Origin of the sequence: Azospirillum sp., assembly GCF_035627195.1 — a bacterium.
Taxonomy (GTDB): Bacteria; Pseudomonadota; Alphaproteobacteria; order Azospirillales; family Azospirillaceae; genus Azospirillum.
The window spans coordinates 1-17,948 of record NZ_DASPMG010000359.1 but is presented as its reverse complement, the minus strand read 5'-3'; the positions used below and the strand labels follow the sequence as shown (position 1 = coordinate 17,948).

The 17,948-nt window shown below is 71.6% G+C and carries 15 protein-coding genes; 12 read left to right on the top strand and 3 right to left on the bottom strand.

What is annotated here, in order from left to right:
• Positions 1–23 precede the first annotated feature (23 nt).
• The 5 genes from VED21_RS31790 to paaI are packed head-to-tail and all read left to right on the top strand — an operon-like array spanning position 24 to position 5,758.
• Positions 24–2,105, top strand: a complete 2,082-nt coding sequence (locus tag VED21_RS31790) for a hydantoinase B/oxoprolinase family protein (RefSeq protein WP_324889701.1) — start codon at positions 24–26, stop codon at positions 2,103–2,105.
• 23 nt (positions 2,106–2,128) lie between these two features.
• Complete coding sequence (locus VED21_RS31785; RefSeq protein ID WP_324889699.1) at positions 2,129–3,718, top strand: AMP-binding protein; 1,590 nt, start codon at positions 2,129–2,131, stop codon at positions 3,716–3,718.
• On the top strand, positions 3,715–4,137 hold the full coding sequence (locus VED21_RS31780; protein WP_324889697.1) for a Zn-ribbon domain-containing OB-fold protein: 423 nt from the start codon (positions 3,715–3,717) through the stop codon (positions 4,135–4,137). The genes VED21_RS31785 and VED21_RS31780 overlap by 4 nt, the downstream gene beginning before the upstream one ends.
• On the top strand, positions 4,134–5,279 hold the full coding sequence (locus VED21_RS31775; protein ID WP_324889695.1) for a thiolase family protein: 1,146 nt from the start codon (positions 4,134–4,136) through the stop codon (positions 5,277–5,279). Before VED21_RS31780 ends, VED21_RS31775 begins: the two co-directional genes overlap by 4 nt.
• A gap of 11 nt (positions 5,280–5,290) precedes the next feature.
• Positions 5,291–5,758, top strand: coding sequence for a hydroxyphenylacetyl-CoA thioesterase PaaI (paaI, locus tag VED21_RS31770; protein WP_324889693.1), 468 nt, complete (start codon positions 5,291–5,293; stop codon positions 5,756–5,758).
• A 25-nt stretch (positions 5,759–5,783) separates the two neighbouring features.
• On the opposite strand, the gene VED21_RS31765 is transcribed toward paaI, so the two are convergent.
• Complete coding sequence (locus tag VED21_RS31765; RefSeq protein ID WP_324889691.1) at positions 5,784–6,605, bottom strand: IclR family transcriptional regulator; 822 nt, start codon at positions 6,603–6,605, stop codon at positions 5,784–5,786.
• A 241-nt stretch (positions 6,606–6,846) separates the two neighbouring features.
• Here VED21_RS31765 and VED21_RS31760 point away from each other — a divergent pair, with 241 nt between their 5' ends.
• The 6 genes from VED21_RS31760 to VED21_RS31735 all read left to right on the top strand — a co-directional run bounded on the left by VED21_RS31760 (position 6,847) and on the right by VED21_RS31735 (position 16,501).
• Complete coding sequence (locus VED21_RS31760; protein ID WP_324889689.1) at positions 6,847–7,914, top strand: alcohol dehydrogenase; 1,068 nt, start codon at positions 6,847–6,849, stop codon at positions 7,912–7,914.
• 184 nt (positions 7,915–8,098) lie between these two features.
• Positions 8,099–9,532, top strand: coding sequence for an NAD-dependent succinate-semialdehyde dehydrogenase (locus VED21_RS31755; protein ID WP_324889687.1), 1,434 nt, complete (start codon positions 8,099–8,101; stop codon positions 9,530–9,532).
• A 52-nt stretch (positions 9,533–9,584) separates the two neighbouring features.
• Entirely contained in the window at positions 9,585–11,168 is a 1,584-nt protein-coding gene (locus tag VED21_RS31750) for an acyl-CoA synthetase (protein ID WP_324889685.1), read from the top strand.
• A 45-nt stretch (positions 11,169–11,213) separates the two neighbouring features.
• Positions 11,214–12,431: an ABC transporter substrate-binding protein gene (locus tag VED21_RS31745; protein WP_324889683.1), complete on the top strand. Its 1,218-nt coding sequence runs from the start codon at positions 11,214–11,216 to the stop codon at positions 12,429–12,431.
• 256 nt (positions 12,432–12,687) lie between these two features.
• Positions 12,688–15,990 carry a carboxyl transferase domain-containing protein gene (locus VED21_RS31740; RefSeq protein WP_324889681.1) on the top strand — a complete coding sequence of 1,101 codons (3,303 nt, stop codon included), beginning with the start codon at positions 12,688–12,690 and terminating at the stop codon, positions 15,988–15,990.
• 16 nt (positions 15,991–16,006) lie between these two features.
• Positions 16,007–16,501, top strand: coding sequence for a MaoC/PaaZ C-terminal domain-containing protein (locus VED21_RS31735; protein ID WP_324889680.1), 495 nt, complete (start codon positions 16,007–16,009; stop codon positions 16,499–16,501).
• 23 nt (positions 16,502–16,524) lie between these two features.
• Here the strand turns inward: VED21_RS31735 and rnk are convergent, their stop codons facing one another.
• Positions 16,525–16,944: a nucleoside diphosphate kinase regulator gene (gene rnk, locus VED21_RS31730; RefSeq protein WP_324889678.1), complete on the bottom strand. Its 420-nt coding sequence runs from the start codon at positions 16,942–16,944 to the stop codon at positions 16,525–16,527.
• Between the two features lie 35 nt (positions 16,945–16,979).
• Entirely contained in the window at positions 16,980–17,369 is a 390-nt protein-coding gene (locus tag VED21_RS31725; protein WP_324889677.1) for a GreA/GreB family elongation factor, read from the bottom strand.
• A 288-nt stretch (positions 17,370–17,657) separates the two neighbouring features.
• On the opposite strand from VED21_RS31725, the gene VED21_RS31720 reads away from it, so the two are divergent.
• Positions 17,658–17,948, top strand: a 291-nt coding sequence (locus VED21_RS31720) for a Glu/Leu/Phe/Val dehydrogenase dimerization domain-containing protein (RefSeq protein WP_324889675.1), incomplete at its 3' end; no start/stop codon positions are given.

Genomic DNA, 17,948 nt, shown 5'->3' with positions numbered 1-17,948 from the left:
AACGAGATACGGGAAGAAACGCCATGTCCACGACGACCCTGGCCCCCACCCCCACCGTCAAGTACGGCCGCGACGCCGAGGTGGTGCACCGCCTGCGCCCCGAACCGGCAACCGCCCGCGAACAGGCCGCGCAGGCGGCCGTCGGCGACCTCGATTTCGAGATCTTCCAGCACAAGATGCACATGGTGGCGCTGGAGGGGAAGGAGACGACCATGAAGCTCGGCGCCTCCACCGCCATGCGGTGGGGCGACGTGGCCTTCGGCATCTACACCGCACAGGGCGACCTCGCCGTCTGCGCCACCGGCATCTACCACCACGCGGTGCTCAGCCAGCTTCCCGTCAAGTACCTGGTCAAGCACCTGAAGGACGACCCGTCGGTGGGCATCCGCAACGGCGATTCCTTCTTCTACAACGACCCCTACTACGGCGGCGTGCACAACGCCGACATGGGGCTGTGCGTGCCGGTCGTCGTCGACGGCGAACTGGTCTGCTTCATCGGCGCGGCCGTCCACACCGGTGAATCCGGCGGCTCCGAGCCGGGCGGCATGGTGAACGGTGCGAAGTCCCGCTACGACGAGGGGCTGCTGGTGCCGCCCATCAAGATCGGCGAGAACTTCACGCTGAAGGAGGATCTGCTGGCGATGCTCGCCACCATGACCCGCGACCCGCGGACCATGATCCTCGACCTCAAGGCCCGCCTCGCCGCCGCCCGCATCGCCGAGCGCCGGGTGCGCGACTTCATCGACGAGAAGGGGGCCGACTTCTTCGTGGGCGCGCTGCGCAAGGTGCTGACCGTCACCGGCGCCGCCGCCCGGCGCAAGGTCGCGGCGCTCAACGACGGCGTCTACCGCCAGCCGCGCTTCATCGACACCACGGGGCCGGAATCCCAGCTGCTCCGGATCAACCTCGCGGTCGAGAAGAAGGGGGAGCGCATCACCCTGGTGCTCGACGGCTCCTCCCCGCTGCTGCCGGACCGGCCGGTCAACACCTATTTCCAGGGCATCATCGGCCTCGCCATGGTGTACTTCTGCGGCTGGCTGTTCCACGACCTGCCGGCCAACAACGGCCTGCTGGAGGCCATCGACTGGCGCTTCCCCGACGACAGCTTCGTCAACGCCAAGGGCGACGTGCCGGTGTCCTACGCGCCGGCCACGCAGGTGGCGTTCACCCAGGGCATGTTCATGGCCGGTGCCCGCATGACCTACGCCACCGACCCCAGCCGGGCGGTGGGCGCGTGGTACACCGGCTTCGCGGTGACGGTGTTCGGCGGCGTCAACCAGTGGGGCGAGCCGATGGCCGACATCACGCCGGAGATCAACGCCACCGGTGCGGGCGGGCGGCCGGGGCGCGACGGCGTCGATTGCGCCGGCGCCTTCTTCGCCACCATGAGCGACTGCGGCGATGTCGAGAGCACCGAGGCCGACCGCCCGTTCCTCTACCTGTTCCGCAACTTCTTCGACAACTCCTACGGCCACGGCAAGCACCGCGGCGGCTCCGGCGTCGGCTTCGGGCTGAAGGTGCACGGCGTGCCGTGGGTGGGGCTGGGCAGCATGGGCTTCGGCGCGCACTTCCCGGCGACGCTCGGCATCTTCGGCGGGCGGGCGGCACCCCCGGCCTTCGTGCAGGCAGTGCACGGCTCCAACGTCGACGCGCTGATGCGCGCCGCCGATCCGGGCCTGCCCAACTCCATGGGCGCCCTCTACCACCAGGGCACGCCGGAGGAGGGGCAGCGCAGCTTCCACAACCTCGCCTTCCCGCCGGGGCCGTTCATGGCCGGCGACACCTACTACGTGCCCGTGACCGGCGGGGCCGGCTACGGCGACCCGCTGCAGCGCGATCCCACGGCAGTGGTGCAGGACCTGCGCGTCGGCCGCGTCTCGCCGGAGGCCGCGCGCGACGTCTACCGCGTCATCGCCGATCCGCGCACCGGGCACCTCGACGAGGCGGCCACCGAGGCCGCCCGCGCCGAGGCTAGGCGCGAGCGGCTGCGCCGCGCCAAGCCATACGACGCCTTCGTGCGCGAGTGGGAGCAGAAGCGCCCGCCCGCGGACATCCTGCGCTACTACGGCGCCTTCCCCGATCCGGCGCGGCCGCAGGCTGCCTGATCCGCCGAGAAAGGAGACTTCCCGTGTTCCGAAGCGACCGACCGCAGGAACGCACGGTGCACGCCGTGCTGCGCGCGCGCGCCGAAGGTCCGGGCGACCGCCCGTTCCTGATCTTCGGCGAGCAGACCTTCACCCACCGCGACCTCTGGGACTTCAGCGCCCGCGCCGCCGCCGGACTGCAGGCGCTGGGCCTGAACAAGGGCGACACGGTCGCCGTCATGATGGGCAACCGGCCGGAGTTCCTGGCGCTGTGGTTCGGCAGCGGGATGATCGGCGCCATCGAGGTGCCGGTCAACACCGCCCACCGCGGCGACCTGCTGGCCCACATGCTGGACATCGCTGACTGCGGCGTGGCGGTGGCGGATGCCGAGTTCGTGCCGGCGCTGCTCGCCGTCGCCGGCCGCCTGCCGCGCCTCAAGCACCTCGTGGTGGCCGGGGAGCCGCCGGCCGGCCCCGCCGCCGGCCTCGCGGTGCACCGGCTGGACGACCTGATGGCGAACGGCGGCGGCTACCGCGACCCCGGCGTTACGTGGTCCGACCCCTACGCCGTCATGTTCACCTCCGGCACCACCGGCCCGTCCAAGGGGGCCGTGATGCCGCACCACTACGCCGTGCGCATGGGCGAGCTGATCGCCCAGGCCACCGGCTACGGCGCGGACGATTGCCTGTACAACGCGCTGCCGCTGTTCCACGGCAACGCCCAGGTGCTGTCCACCATGCCGGCACTGTTGTCCGGTGCCCGCATGGTGCTGGCCGAGAAGTTCTCCGCCACGCGCTTTTGGGACGACGTGCGGCGCCACGGCTGCACCGAGTTCAACTACATCGGCACCATCCTGTCGGTGCTGATGAAGGCCGACCCCTCCCCCGCCGACCGCGACCACCCGCTGCGCCTGATGATGGGGGCGGGCGCCGGTCCCGGCCTGTTCGAGGCGTTCGAGGCGCGCTTCTGCGTCACGCTGGTCGAAGGCTACGGCATGAGCGAGATCGGCCTGCCGCTGATGAGCACGCGCGACCGGCGCAAGCCGGGCAGCTGCGGCGTGCCGACGGAGGACTACGACGTCCGCCTCGTCGACGACGACGGGCTGGAGGTGGCGGACGGCACGCCGGGCGAGCTGCTGATCCGTCCGAGGAAGCCGCACGCCATGATGCTGGAGTACCGCCGGATGCCCGACAAGACGGTGGAGGCGTGGCGCGACCTGTGGTTCCACACCGGCGACGTGCTGGCGCGCGACGCCGACGGCTTCTACCGCTTCGTCGACCGCCGCAAGGACGCCATCCGCCGGCGCGGCGAGAACATCTCGTCCTTCGAGGTGGAACGCACCGTCAACGCCCACCCGGCGGTGCAGGAGAGCGCCGCCCTCCCCGTCCCTTCCGACCTGGGCGAGGACGAGGTGATGGTGTGCGTGGTGCCCAAGGCCGGGGCCGCCCTGGCACCGGAGGAGCTGATCGCGCACTGCCGCGCCAACATGGCCGCCTTCATGGTGCCGCGCTACGTCCGCGTCCTGGCCGAGCTGCCGAAGACGCCGACGCAGCGGGTGGAGAAGTACCGCCTGCGCGCCGAGGGCGTGACCGCCGACACCTGGGATCGTGAAGAGGCGGAGGCACGCGCATGACCGCCCCCACCGCCTTACCCCCCGAACTGGGCGGCGCCTACCGCGTGGTGGACGGCGACCGGGTCGTGCTGCTGGCCGGGCGCGGCGGGGTGCCGCGCGCGCTGGCCTTCCCGCGCCGCGCCTGGAGCGCCGGCACCCTGGACCCGGTGGAGCCGGTCGAGGTCGCCGCCACCGGCCGCGTCTACAGCCACACGCTGGTCTGCGTGAAGCCGCCCTACGGGCTGCCCACGCCCTACGCCGTCGGCTACGTCGACATCGACGGCACGGGCCTGCGCGTCTTCGGCCTGTTCGACCCGCAATCGCTCGACGCCCTCGTCCCCGGCCTGCGGGTCGAGCTGGTGGCCCGCCGCCTCGGCGTCGGCAACGACGGCAACGAGTGCCTGCGCCCCGTCTTCCGCTGCCTGGAGAACGCCGCATGACCGCCGTCTATATCGCCGGCACCGGCGTCCTTCCCTTCGGCCGGCACGCCGGGCGCGACGTCGTCTCCCTGGGCGCGGAGGCGGCCCGCGCGGCGCTGCTGGACAGCGGGCTGGCGCCGGCCGCCGTCGGGCTCGGCGTCTTCGCCAACGCGCTGGCGGGGCGGCTGTTCGGCGCCTCCACGCTGGGCCAGAACGTGCTGGCGGAGGTCGGAATCGCCGGCATTCCCGTGCTGAACGTGGAGAACGCCTGCACGTCGGGCTCCACCGCCGTGCACGTCGCCTGGACCGCCATCCGCGCCGGCGAGGCGGAGGCGGCGCTGGTCGTGGGGGCGGAGAAGATGTGCGTGCCGCAGCTTGGCCTCATCAACTCCGGCGAGACGGAGGTGGACACGCTGCTGGGCCTCGTCACGCCGGCCAGCTTCGCGCTGCGCGCGGCGCGCCACATGCACGAATACGGCACCCGGCCGGACCAGCTCGCCGCCGTGGCGGTGAAGAACCGCGCGCACGCCGCCCACAACCCGGTCGCCATGTTCCGCCAGCCGGTGACGCTGGACGAGGTGCTGGCATCGCCGATGATCGCCACGCCGCTGACGCGCCTGCAGTGCTGCCCGATCGCCGACGGGGCGGCGGCCGTGGTGCTGGTGGGCGAGCGGCTGGCGCGGCGCCTGGGCTGCCGGGTGCGGCTCGCCGCGTCGGTGCTGACCACCGGCACCTACGACGCCGCACCCGACCTGGCGCGCTGGGGCACCGACGCGCGGACGGCCGCGCTGGCCTACGATCGCGCCGGGCTGGGGCCGGCCGACGTCGACCTCGTCGAATGCCACGACGCCTTCACCATCGCCGAAATCCTGCATTACGAGGGGCTGGGCCTGTGCCCGCCCGGCGAGGGCGGCGCCTTCGTCGAATGCGGCGCCGCCGGCCTGGGCGGGCGCACGCCGGTCAACCCGTCCGGCGGGCTGCTCAGCCGCGGCCACCCGGTGGGCGCCACCGGCGTGGCGCAGGTGGTGGAGATCGCCCACCACCTGCAGGGCCGCGCCGGGGCGCGGCAGGTGCCGGACGCCCGCGTCGGCCTCGCCCACTGCATGGGCGGCGACAAGGACGGCGACACCAAATCCTGCACCATCGCCCTGCTTCAGACCTGAGGAGATCCTTCGTGGAAACGACCGTGGACGCCGTGGACGGCGAACCCGTTTCGCCTGATACCCTGGCGCAGGCCGTAGCGGCGGCCATCCGCAAGCGCGACCGGGTCAGCCGGCAGCTCGGCATCGACCTCCTGGAGATCGGCCCCGGCCGCGCCCGCATGGCGCTGACCGTGCGCGACGACATGCTGGGCGGCCACGACCTGTGCCACGGCGGCATCCTGTTCACGCTGGCCGACACGGTGTGCGCCTACGCCTGCTCGTCGCGCAACGTCGCCACGCTGTCGCAGAGCATGAACACCGCCTTCATCGCCCCGGCCCGCCTTGGCGACCGGCTGGAGGCCGAGGCGGTGGAACTGGTGGCGGGCGGGCGCACGGCCTACTACGACATCCGCATCACCAACCAGGACGGGCAGACGGTGGCGGTGGTACGCGGGCAGTGCCGCCTGCTCGGCCAGCCCATCGTCGCGGCGGCCGGTTGAGGCAGACGGGACAAACCCGGCATTCTCACCTTGAGTTGCCATTCTCAATGGGGAAACTCGACAGGGCGGCCTGCGCGCGCGGCGCGAACAGCGACTGGCCGATCAGCCGGCTTGCGTCGCGCAGCTCTTCGCCCAGGCGCTCGACGGAGGCCGGGTCGCTCTGCCCGGCGATGGAGATGCCGCTGATGCCGAACCGTGGACGCCCCTGGCCGTCCACCACCACGGCGGCGACGATCAGGACGCCGCGGTAGAGATTGCCGGCGTCGACGGACCAGCCCTTCTCGCCGGCCTCCCGCACCTCGCGCAGGTAGGTCTCGAAGCTCGGCCCGTCCTGCCAGCGCAGCTGGGCGAAGCGGCGGCGCAGTTCCGCCTCCGACAGGCCGCTGGCGGCCGCCGCGCAGCGCCCCACGGCGCCGATCCACATGGGCAGGCGCTGACCCGGCTTCAGTTCGATTCGTACGGCCGTCTGCGGATAGGCGCGGTCGACCAGGACGATGTGGTTGTCGTCCGACATCCGCCAGAACGCCACCATCACGTCGAAGTTCAGGGCGATGCGCTCCAGCTCCGGCCGCACCAGCTCGGTCGGCGGCACGCCGACCAGGCTGATGGCGAACTCCGCGAACGCCAGCCCCAGCGCGTAGGTCTTGGCCTGATCGTTGAACGCCACCAGCCGCTCGCGCGCCAGCGTGCGCAGGATGTTGAAGCAGGTGCTGGTGTTGATCCCCGTTTCACGCGCGATGGCCGCCACGCCCTGCGGCGTCGTGGTGCCGGCCAGATGGCGCAGGATGCGGACGGCGTGCACCACCGCCCCGACGTCGCGCTGTGGCGCCTTCTTCAGCGTATCCATTCTCTATTCCGCTTGCCATTCGCCATCAAGAATGTATGATGCCGACAAAGTTTGGAACACAAATCATTCGAGACCGATCGACTCCGGGCGTTCCGGGCACCGGCCGCGCGAAACGGCCCCCGTCACGGGCCACCGGCATCATCTGTGACCGGATCGCCGGGGAAAACAAGGCCAGGGAAAAGTTCGGCCAGGAAAAAGACGGCCAAGGGAAAACGGCCAGGGAAAAACGGGAGGAGAGTTCATGACCGCAACCGGTCAGCAGCGCAGTTTCCGCCTCACCCAGTTCGCCGCGCCGCTTCAGGAGATGCTGGAGCCGACGCCCGTTCCCACCGGGACGGAGGTGCTGCTGGCGGTGCGCGCCTGCGGCGTCTGCCACAGCGACATCCACATCGCCGAAGGGCACTTTGACCTGGGCGGCGGCCAGAAGATGGACCTGTCCAAGGGCATCGCCCTGCCCCGCACGCTGGGCCACGAGATCGCCGGCACCGTCGTGGCGGCGGGGCCGGAGGCCGAGGGCGTCGCGCCCGGCGACGAGCGCGTGGTCTTCCCGTGGATCGGTTGCGGCACCTGCTCGCTGTGCCTGCGCGGCGAGGAGCACCTGTGCCCCCAGACGCAGACGCTGGGCACCACGCGCGACGGCGGCTTCAGCACCTACGTCCTGGTGCCGCACCCGCGCTACCTGTTCGACACCAGCCCGCTGCCCCTCAGCTTCGCCGCGACGCTCGCCTGCTCCGGCCTGACGGCCTACAGCGCGCTCGGCAAGGCCGGAACGGTGAGTGAGCAGGACCCGGTCCTGATCATCGGCGCCGGCGGCGTCGGGCTGGCGGCCGTGTCCATCGCGCGGGCCCGTTTCGGCGTCGGCCCGGTGGTTGCCGACATCGACCCGGCCAAGCGCGCCGCAGCGCTGGAGGCCGGCGCGTCGGCCGCCCTGGACCCCAACGACAAGGACGCCCGCAAGGCGCTGCTGAAGTCGACCGGCGGCGGTGTCGCCGCGGTGGTGGACTTCGTCGGCGCCCAGGCGACGGTGGAGTACGGCCTGTCGGTGGTGCGCAAGGGCGGCCGGGTCATTGTGGTCGGCCTGTTCGGCGGGGCGGTGACGCTGCCCATCCCGACGCTGCCGCTGCGGGCGATCAGCGTGGCCGGCTCCTACGTCGGGTCGCTGGCGGAGATGACCGAGCTGGTGGCGCTCGCCCGCACCGGCGCGCTGCGCCCGATGCCCATCGAAACGCGGCCGCTGGACGCCGTGCAGGCCACGCTGGACGACCTGCGCGCCGGCCGCATCCGTGGCCGCGCCGTGCTGGTCGATTAGGGCGCTGACGTTGGGTTTTCGCTGAGGCTCAACCCAGCCTACGGGCGTCTTCGTAGGTTGGGTTGAGGCGAAGCCGAAAACCCAACGCCGGGCTCCGACCGCTCCCGCCAACGACTCTGCAACGAAACGGACCCACGGGTGCGGCCGGTCCGGCGTGCCCGTGCGCCTTGGGTGGAGACAGACCGTGTACCCGACCATTCAGCTCTACATCGCCGGCATCTGGCGCGACGCGGCCGAGGGCGGCTCCCAGCCGGTGCTGAACCCCGCGACGGGGGAGGCCATCGGCGCGGTGCCGCTGGCCGGCCCGGCCGACCTGGACGCGGCGGTGGCCGCCGCCGTCGCCGGCTTCGCCGTGTGGCGGGAGACGCCCGCCCTGAAGCGCTCCGACCTGCTGCGCAAGGCCGCCGGCCTGCTGCGCGAGCGCGCCGACGAGATCGCCCGCGTCATGACGCTGGAACAGGGCAAGCGCCTGTCCGAAGCGCGGCTGGAGGCGCAGTCGGCCGCCGAGGTGATCGAGTGGTTCGCCGAGGAGGGGCGCCGCGCCTACGGCCAGCTCATCCCCTCCCGCTCGCCCGACGTCACGCAGGTCGCGGTGCGCGAGCCGGTGGGGCCGGTCGCCGCCTTCACGCCGTGGAACTTCCCGATCAACCAGGCGGTCCGCAAGATCTCCGCCGCACTGGCCGCCGGCTGTTCGGTGGTGCTGAAGGGACCGGAGGAGACGCCGGGCAGCGTCGCCGCCCTGGTGCGCGTCTTCGCCGACGCCGGCCTGCCGGAGGGCGTGCTGAACCTCGTCTACGGCGTGCCGTCGGAGGTGTCGGAACACCTGATTCCGCACCCGGCGATCCGCAAGATCTCCTTCACCGGCTCCACCAGCGTGGGCAAGCATCTGGCGTCGCTGGCCGGGCGGCACATGAAACGGGTAACCATGGAGCTGGGCGGGCATGCCCCGGCCCTGGTCTTCGACGACGCCAACCTCGACCTCGCGGTCAAGCTGCTGTCCATCCAGAAGTTCTGGAACGCCGGGCAGGCCTGCGTGTCGCCCTCGCGCTTCCTCGTCCAGCAGGGCGTGTACGACGCGTTCGTGGCGAAGTTCGCCGCTGCCGCCAAGGGCTACACGGTGGGCGACGGCATGGCGAAGGAAACGCGCATGGGCCCGCTCGCCAACGCCCGCCGGGTCGAGGCGATGGAGGCGCTGGTCGCCGACGCGCTGGAGAAGGGCGCGCGCCTCGTCACCGGCGGGCGCCGCGTCGCGGGCGGCGGCTTCCTGTTCGAGCCGACCGTCCTGGCCGACGTGCCGCAGACCGCCCGCATCATGAACGAGGAGCCGTTCGGCCCCATCGCCGCCATCCGCCCCTTCGCCACCGAGGCCGAGGCGATCGGGGAGGCCAACCGCCTCGACTACGGGCTGGCGGCCTACGCCTTCACCGGGTCGGCGCGCACCGCGCGCACGCTGGGCGCGCGGATCGAGAGCGGCATGGTGGCGATCAACTCCATCACGCTGGCCCTGCCCGAACTGCCGTTCGGCGGCGTGAAGGACTCCGGCTACGGGTCGGAGGGCGGGGAGGAGGCCATCAGCGCCTACCTCACCACCAAGTACATCAGCCAGGCGATCGCCTGACGGTCACGGGCCGCCGGCCTATCCAGGGGCCCATCCAAGGGAGACATCCGTGATGCCTGACGCGGATCCGCTCATCCGCCGGAACACCATCGGCGACGCGCTGCGGCGCTGTACCCGCCGCTGGCGGGACAAGCCGGCCATCCTCTACGGCGATCGGCGCTGGACCTTCGCCGAGCTGGAGCAGGCGGCCGGGCGGGTGGCGCACGGCCTGCTGGCGGCGGGGTTCGCCGTCGGCGACCGTATCGCCGCCTATGGCCGCAATTCCGACACCTACCTGCTGCTGTGGCTGGCCTGCGCCCGCGCCGGGCTGATCCACGTCCCCGTCAATTTCGGCCTGACCGGGGAGGAGCTGCGCTTCATCCTGGAGCAGTCCGGCGCCGCCGCGGTCATCGCCGATCCGGAGATGGAGGGCGAGCTGCACGTCCTCGACCAGCTTCCCCGCCCCGTGCGGCGCGGCCGGTTCGAGGGCGGCGGGGAGATCGACGTGCTGGCCCTGGCCCGCGACGGGGGTCTGCCCGGCGACGGCGTCTGGCCGGTGGCGGAGGGGGACATCGCGCAGATCATCTACACGTCGGGCACCACCGGCCTGCCGAAGGGTGTCGCGATGTCCCACGACGCCCTGATGACGCATTACCAGAGCTGCATCCACGAGTGCGACTTCTCCGGCCGCGACCGGGTGCTGTCGGCCCTGCCGCTCTACCACGCCGGGCAGATGCACGTGTTCACCATGCCCTCGCTGCTGGTCGGCTCCACCGCCACGCTGATCCGCGGGCCCGAGCCGCCGGTGGTGCTGCGGCTGATCGAGAGCGAGCGCATCGACTCCTTCTTCGCCCCGCCCACGGTGTGGGTCAGCCTGCTGCGCCATCCGGATTTCGGCACGCGCGACCTGGGGTGCCTGCGCAACGTCTACTACGGCGCCTCCATCATGCCGGTGCCGGTGGTGCAGGAGCTGCGCCGCCGCCTGCCGGGGGTGCAGTTCTACAACTGCTACGGCCAGAGCGAGGTGGGGCCGCTGGCCACCCTGCTGCGGCCGGAGGAGCACGACGCCCGCCCCGCCTCGGCCGGGCGGCCGGTGCTGAACGTGGAGACGCGCATCGTGGACGAGGCGATGAACGACGTGGCGCCCGGCGTGGTGGGGGAGATCGTCCACCGCTCCCCCCACCTGCTGACCGAATACTGGAACAACCCGGAGGCGACGGCCGAGGCGTTCGCCGGCGGCTGGTTCCATTCCGGCGACCTCGGCTACATGGACGAGGAGGGGTATCTCTTCATCGTCGACCGCATCAAGGACGTCATCAACACCGGCGGCGTGCTCGTCGCGTCCCGCGAGGTGGAGGACGCCCTGTTCGAGCACCCGGCGGTGAGCGAGGTGGCGGTGATCGGTCTTCCCGATGCGAAGTGGATCGAGGCGGTGACGGCGGTGGTCGTCCTGCGCCCCGGCCAGACGGCGTCGGAGGAGGAGCTGATCGCCGACTGCCGCCGGCGCCTTGCCTACTACAAGGTGCCCAAGCGCGTGATCTTCGCGGCGGAATTCCCGCGCAACGCGTCGGGCAAGATCCTGAAGCGCACCCTGCGCAAGACCTACGGCGGCACCGAGGCGGCCTTCCTCACCGGGGAGACGCCGCCGGACGCGTGACCGCCTGATGGAACGACAACGGACAACAAAGGGGAGGAAGCGGCAATGAAACGACGGGCTTTTGCGGCCATGGCCATGCTGGCCGGCTGTGCGTTCGCGGGTGCGCCCGCGCTGGCCCAGACCGCCGGCGGGACGTTCAGGATCGGCCTGATCGACGACATGTCGGGCGTCTACGCCGACATCACCGGGCAGGGGTCGGTGACCGCCGCCCGCCTCGCCGTCGAGGACTTCGGCGGCAGCGTGCTGGGCCGCAAGATCGAACTCCTGACGGCCGACCACCAGAACAAGGCCGACATCGCGTCGAGCACGGCGCGCGGCTGGTACGACGCCCAGGACGTCAAGATGATCACCGGCCTCGGCAACTCGGCCGTGGCGCTGGCGGTGCGCGCCCTGTCGCGGGAGCGGGGCAAGGTGGACATCGTCTCCGGCGCCGCCCTGCCGGCCCTGACGGGGGAGCAGTGCTCGCCCACCGGCTTCCACTGGTCCTACAACACCTATTCGAATTCCAAGGTCATCGGCTCCGCCGTGGTGAAGAACGGCGGCAAGACGTGGTTCTTCCTGACCACCGACTACGCCTTCGGCACCGCCATCCAGACCGACATGACCAAGTTCGTGGAGGCCGCGGGCGGCACCGTGGCCGGGTCGGTGCGTATGCCGCTGGGCAACACCGACTTCGCGTCGTTCCTTCTGCAGGCGCAGGCGTCGAAGGCCAAGGTGGTGGGCGTCGCCGCCGGCGGTGCCGACTTCGTCAACACCGTCAAGCAGGCCGGCGAGTTCGGCATCGCCGACGGCGGGCAGGCGCTGGCCGGCGTCGTCGTCTTCGTCCAGGACGTCCGCGCGCTGGGCACCAGGCTGGCCCGCGGCCTCTATCTGGCCGAACCGTTCTACTGGGACCTGGACGACAAGACGCGGGCGTTCTCCAAGCGCTTCATGGAGAGCACGAAGATGATGCCCAACAGCATCCACGCCGGGGTGTACAGCGCGGTCACCCACTACCTGAAGGCCGTCGCCAAGGCCGGCACGGACGAGGGTAAGGCGGTCGCCGCCGCCATGAAGGCGCTGCCGGTTGAGGACATGTTCACCCACGGCGCCAAGGTGCGCGAGGACGGCCAGGTGCTGCGCGACCTGCACCTGTTCCAGGTGAAGGCCCCGGACGAGTCCAAAAGCGAGTGGGATCTCTACCGGCTGATCAGCACCGCGAAGGGGGAGGAGGCCTACCGTCCCCTGGCGGACGGCAAGTGCCCCCACGTGGCGGCGAAGTGACGGCTGCACCGCTGCAAAGCCCCTCCCCCTTGACGGGGGAGGGGTTGGGGAGAGGGTGATTACGCCCGGCAGGGCGGAAGAGAGCCATGTTCCGCCTGCCGGCGGCTATCCCGCCTGCCGGCGGCTATCCCCCTCTCCCCAACCCCTCTCCCGCTCTCAGCGGGTCCAAAGGACCCGCCTGTCGCGTCAGCCGGATCAAAGATCCGGCGAGAGCGAGGGGAGAGGAGCTTTGCAGGATTCAAACCAGGATGACTCCATGCCATTCAGCAGCCTCCTGATCGCCAACCGGGGCGAGGTCGCCGTGCGCATCGCGCGCGCCGCGTCCGAAGCGGACCTGCGGACGGTCGCCGTCTATGCGGAGGAGGACGCCCGCTCCCTGCACGTGCGCAAGGCCAACACCGCCGTGGCTCTGCCGGGCCGGGGGGCCGCCGCCTACCTGTCCATGGACGCCATCCTGGCGGCGGCGCGCGACACCGGGTGCGGCGCCGTCCACCCCGGCTACGGCTTCCTCAGCGAGAACGCCGCGTTCGCGGAACGCTGCGCCGAGGCCGGCGTGCGCTTCGTCGGACCCCGGCCGGAGGTGCTGGCCCTGTTCGGCGACAAGGTCCGCGCCAAGGCGCTGGCCGCCGCCTGCGACGTGCCGCTGGCCGCCGGCACCACCGGGCCGACGGGCCTTGAGGAGGCGCGGGCCTTCCTGGACTCGCTCGGCCCCGGTGGTGCGGTGATGATCAAGGCGGTGGCCGGAGGCGGCGGGCGCGGCATGCGCATCGTCCGCGGCCCGGCCGAGCTGGAGGAGGCGTACGAGCGCTGCAGCTCCGAGGCGCTGGCGGCCTTCGGCAACGCCGAGGTCTACGTGGAGCAGCTGGTCGCCGACGCCCGCCACATCGAGGTGCAGGTGGCCGGCGACGGCACCGGCCGCGTCAGCCACCTGTGGGAGCGGGAATGCACGCTCCAGCGCCGGCACCAGAAGCTGGTCGAGGTGGCGCCGAGCCCCAGCCTGCCCGAGGAGCTGCGCCGCGCCATCATCGGCGCCGCCCTGCGCATGGCCGAGGCGGCCCGCTACGACAGCCTGGGCACGTTCGAGTTCCTGGTGGACGGCCGCACCGGCCGCTTCATCTTCATCGAGGCGAACCCGCGCCTGCAGGTCGAGCACACGGTGACGGAGGAGGTCACCGGCGTCGACCTCGTGGTCGCCCAGCTGCGCCTCGCGCGCGGCGCTACCCTGGCGGAGGCCGGGATCGACCAGCCGCGCATCCCGCACCCCGCCGGCCACGCCATCCAGCTGCGCATCAACCTGGAGACCATGGACGCCGACGGCCGCGCCCTGCCGGCGGGCGGTACGCTCAGCGCCTTCGACATTCCCTCCGGGCCGGGCGTGCGCGTCGACACCTTCGCCTACGCCGGCTACACGACGGTGGGCAGCTTCGACTCCCTGCTCGCCAAGCTGATCGTCCACTCCCGCTCGCCCCACTACGCCGACGCGCTGGCCAAGGCGTACCACGCGCTGGCCGAGTTCCGGATCGAGGGGACGGAGACCAACGTCCCCTTCCTCCAGGCGCTGCTGAAGCATCCGGACGTGGTGACCAACCGGGTGGACACGCGCTTCGTCGAGACCCGCATCGCCGACCTGCTGGCCCTGCGCGAGCCGCACCCGCGCTTCTACTTCGACGACGCCGGGCTGCCGGCCGGCTGGACCGGCCCGGACCGCGCGGACGCGGAGACCGTGCCGGTCGGCATGGTGGCGCTGCGCGCGCCGATGCCGGGGACCATCGTGGCGCTGGACGTGGCGCCGGGGGACCGCGTGCGCGCCGGCCAGGCCGTGGCCGTCATCGAGGCGATGAAGGTGGAGATGACGGTGCAGGCGGCGACCGGCGGCATCGTCCGCCGCCTGCTCGCCGGGCGCGGCGCCACGGTGGCGGTGGACGCGCCGATCCTGCTGCTGGAACCGGCCGAGGCGGACGGGGCCACGGCGGCGGAGGCGGAATCCGTCGACCTGGACGCCATCCGCCCCGACCTCGCCCACCTGCTGGAACGCCGCGCCCTGCTGGCGGACGCGGCGCGGCCGGACGCGGTGGCCAAGCGCCACGCCCTGGGCGGGCGCACCGCGCGCGAGAACATCGCCGACCTGTGCGACGAGGGCAGCTTCGTCGAGTTCGGCGGCCTGACCACCGCCATGCAGCGCAGCCGCCGCCCGCTGGACGAACTGCTGCGCGTGGCGCCGGCCGACGGCGTGGTCACCGGCATCGGCACGGTGAACGGCGCGCTGTTCGGGGAAGCCGGCACGCGCTGCACGGTGATGGCCTACGACTACACGGTGTTCGCCGGCACCCAGGGCTTCATGGCGCACCGCAAGATGGACCGCGCGGTGGACATGGCGGAGCGCAACCGCACCCCCTTCGTGCTGTTCAGCGAGGGCGGCGGCGGCCGGCCGGGGGACACCGACTACACCGGCGTGTCGGCGCTGGAATTCACCACCTTCAGCCACTTCGCGCGGCTCAGCGGCCTCGTCCCGCGGGTCGGCATCAACCACGGGCGCTGCTTCGCCGGCAACGCGGCCCTGCTGGGGTCCTGCGACGCCATCATCGCCACGCGCAACTCCTCCATCGGCATGGCCGGGCCGGCGATGATCGAGGGCGGCGGCCTGGGCCGCGTCACCGCCGAGGAGGTCGGCCCGGTCGGCGTGCAGGCGCCCAACGGCGTCATCGACATCGTGGTGGAGGACGAGGCGGAGGCGGTGCGGGTCGCCAAGCGCTACCTGTCCTACTTCCAGGGCCGGACCCGCGATTATGCCTGCGCCGACCAGCGCCTGCTGCGCCGCGCGGTGCCGGAGAACCGCCTGCGCGTCTACGACGTGCGCGCCGTCCTGGCCCTGCTGGCCGACACGGATTCGGTGCTGGAACTGCGGTCCGCCTTCGGGTGCGGCATGGTCACGGCGCTGGCCCGCGTCGAGGGGCGGCCGGTGGGGGTGATCGCCAACGTCCCCACCCACCTGGGCGGCGCCATCGACGCCGACGGGGCGGACAAGGCGGCGCGCTTCATGCAGCTGTGCGACGCCTTCGGCATCCCGCTGCTCAGCCTGTGCGACACGCCCGGCTTCATGGTGGGGCCGGAGGCGGAGCGGACGGCGACCGTCCGCCACTTCTCCCGCCTGTTCGTGACGGGGGCGAGCCTGAGCGTGCCGGTGTTCACGGTGATCCTGCGCAAGGCCTACGGCCTGGGCGCCCAGGGCATGACGGCGGGGCACCTGCACAGCCCGCACTTCACGGTGGCGTGGCCCACCGGCGAGATGGGGCCGATGGGGATCGAGGGGGCGGTCCACCTCGCCTACCGCCGCGAACTGGCCGCCGCGCCGGAGGGCGAGCGCAAGGCGCTGTTCGACCGTCTGGTGGCCGAACTCTACGAGCAGGGCAAGGCGACCAACGTCGCCTCCTTCGTCGAGATCGACGACGTGATCGACCCGGCCGAGACGCGGCACTGGCTGGCCCAGGCGCTGCGCACCCTGCCGCCGGACCCGGTTCCACCGGGAACCCGGCGCCGCACGATGATCGACACCTGGTGAAGGATCGGGGAAGAGAATGCTGAAGGATCTGGAGAACTTTACCGTCTATTTCGAGACGCTGGCGGTCGGCGACCGCTTCCGGACGGCCGGGCGGACGGTCACCGAGGCCGACATCGCGTCCTTCGCCGCCCTGTCCGCGGACTACAACGCGCTGCACACCGACGCGGAGTACGCCAGGGAGACCCCGCACGGGCAGCGCATCGCCCATGGGCTGCTGGTGCTGTCCATCGCGTCCGGCCTGTGCAGCCGCCTGCCGCTGATGACGTTCATGGAGCGGACCATCCTCGGCCTCGCCGGGCTGGAGTGCCGCTGGACGCGGCCGACCTTCATCGGCGACACGATCCACGTGCTGCTGGAGATCGTCGGCAAGGAGGTGTCCCGCAAGCCCGACCGGGGCGCCGTGCTGATGCGCCGGACCGCCGTCAACCAGCGCGGCGAGACGGTCATGGAAAGCGACTGGCGGCTGGTCCTGCGCCGCCAGCCGGCGGCCGCCGCTTCACCATCGTCTTGACGGCCTTGGATCGGCGGTCCCGGCTACCGAACACAGCCGACATGCTCGACGCGCAGCCGGCGCCAGACGCCGGCGCGGTTCCGCCATGCGATGCCCTGGCCGGCGCGCAGCCCGATCAGCGCCGCGCCCACCGGCGTCATGACGGACAGGCGCTGGTGCGCCGAATCCTCCTCCGCGGGCCAGACGAGGGTGACGGCGTGCCGCTGGTCCGTGTCGCAGTCCAGGAACGCCAGCGGCGATCCGATGGTGACCGTCGCCTCGGGCAGCGCGTCGTCCGCCACCACGCGGGCGCGGTCCAGCTCACGGTCGAGGTACTCCGCCACCTCCGGCAGACGATCGGCCGCGACCGCCGACAGGCTGGAGAGGCGCTGATGAACGGTCCGGGTCAGGGTGATCGGCGGCAGGTCGCAGGAAGGCGATAGGAACGATGACAAGGAATTCATGGCGCGGTCCTGTAAGGCGTAGGGCGGCAGGGTGATCATGGCGGCAGCACGCGTTCGACGGTGAGCTGCCGCCTCGCGCCGCCGTCCACATAGGTCATTCCGGAGCCCTGGCGCAGGCCAAGCAGTGCGGCCCCGACGGGCGACGCGATGGACACACGCCCGCCCGCAGGCGGCTGTTCGGGGTACGACAGTTCGCCCCATTCGGCGTCCATGTCTTCGGCGCGGCGGAACAGTACGCGGGCTCCCATGCGCACCACCGCGCGGGGCAGTTCCCCGTCCGGACGGACGATGGCGCGGTCCAGCTCCTTGCACAGGAAGGCGGACACCTCGGGCGCCTGCGCCGCGAGATGCTCCATTGCCCGCAGCAGGCGGGCGTAGTCGGCGAGGCCGATCCAGATCGGCGGCAGTTCATCCCTGTCGTTCATCAACAGCATCCCCCCCCTATGCGCGACCCCCTATGCACGACCGTCGTGTCGCCCATCGCGGCCAACGCTGCCCGTATCAGCCGGGAGCTTCCATCCGTATGACTACGGAAGCCCGGCGAACGGCCTGCACATCCGGAAATTTAATGATTGGAATCAAATATTTAAGAGCGCTCCGTATTCGTACGGATATTCCGGTCCGGGGTTTCCCTGATTACAACGGCGGGACTATGCCGGGTGGACGGGCTCCCCTCCTCGGCGCTCCGGACCGTGATCACAAGGAATGGAACGATGGACGATTTGTTGACGGGGGCGCTGAGCCGCCTGGACGAAGCGGCGAAGTACGTCGATGTGGACACCGAAGTTCTCGAAAAGCTGAAGTACGCCAAGGAGACCCTGAGCGTCCGGTTGTCGGTGCGCATGGACGACGGCTCGCGCCGGTCCTTCCCGGCGTGGCGCTGCCGCTACGACGACACGCGCGGCCCCACCAAGGGCGGCATCCGCTACCACCCGAATTCCAGCGTCGAGGAGGTCACCACGCTGGCGTTCTGGATGACCTTCAAGTGCGCCGTGATGAACCTG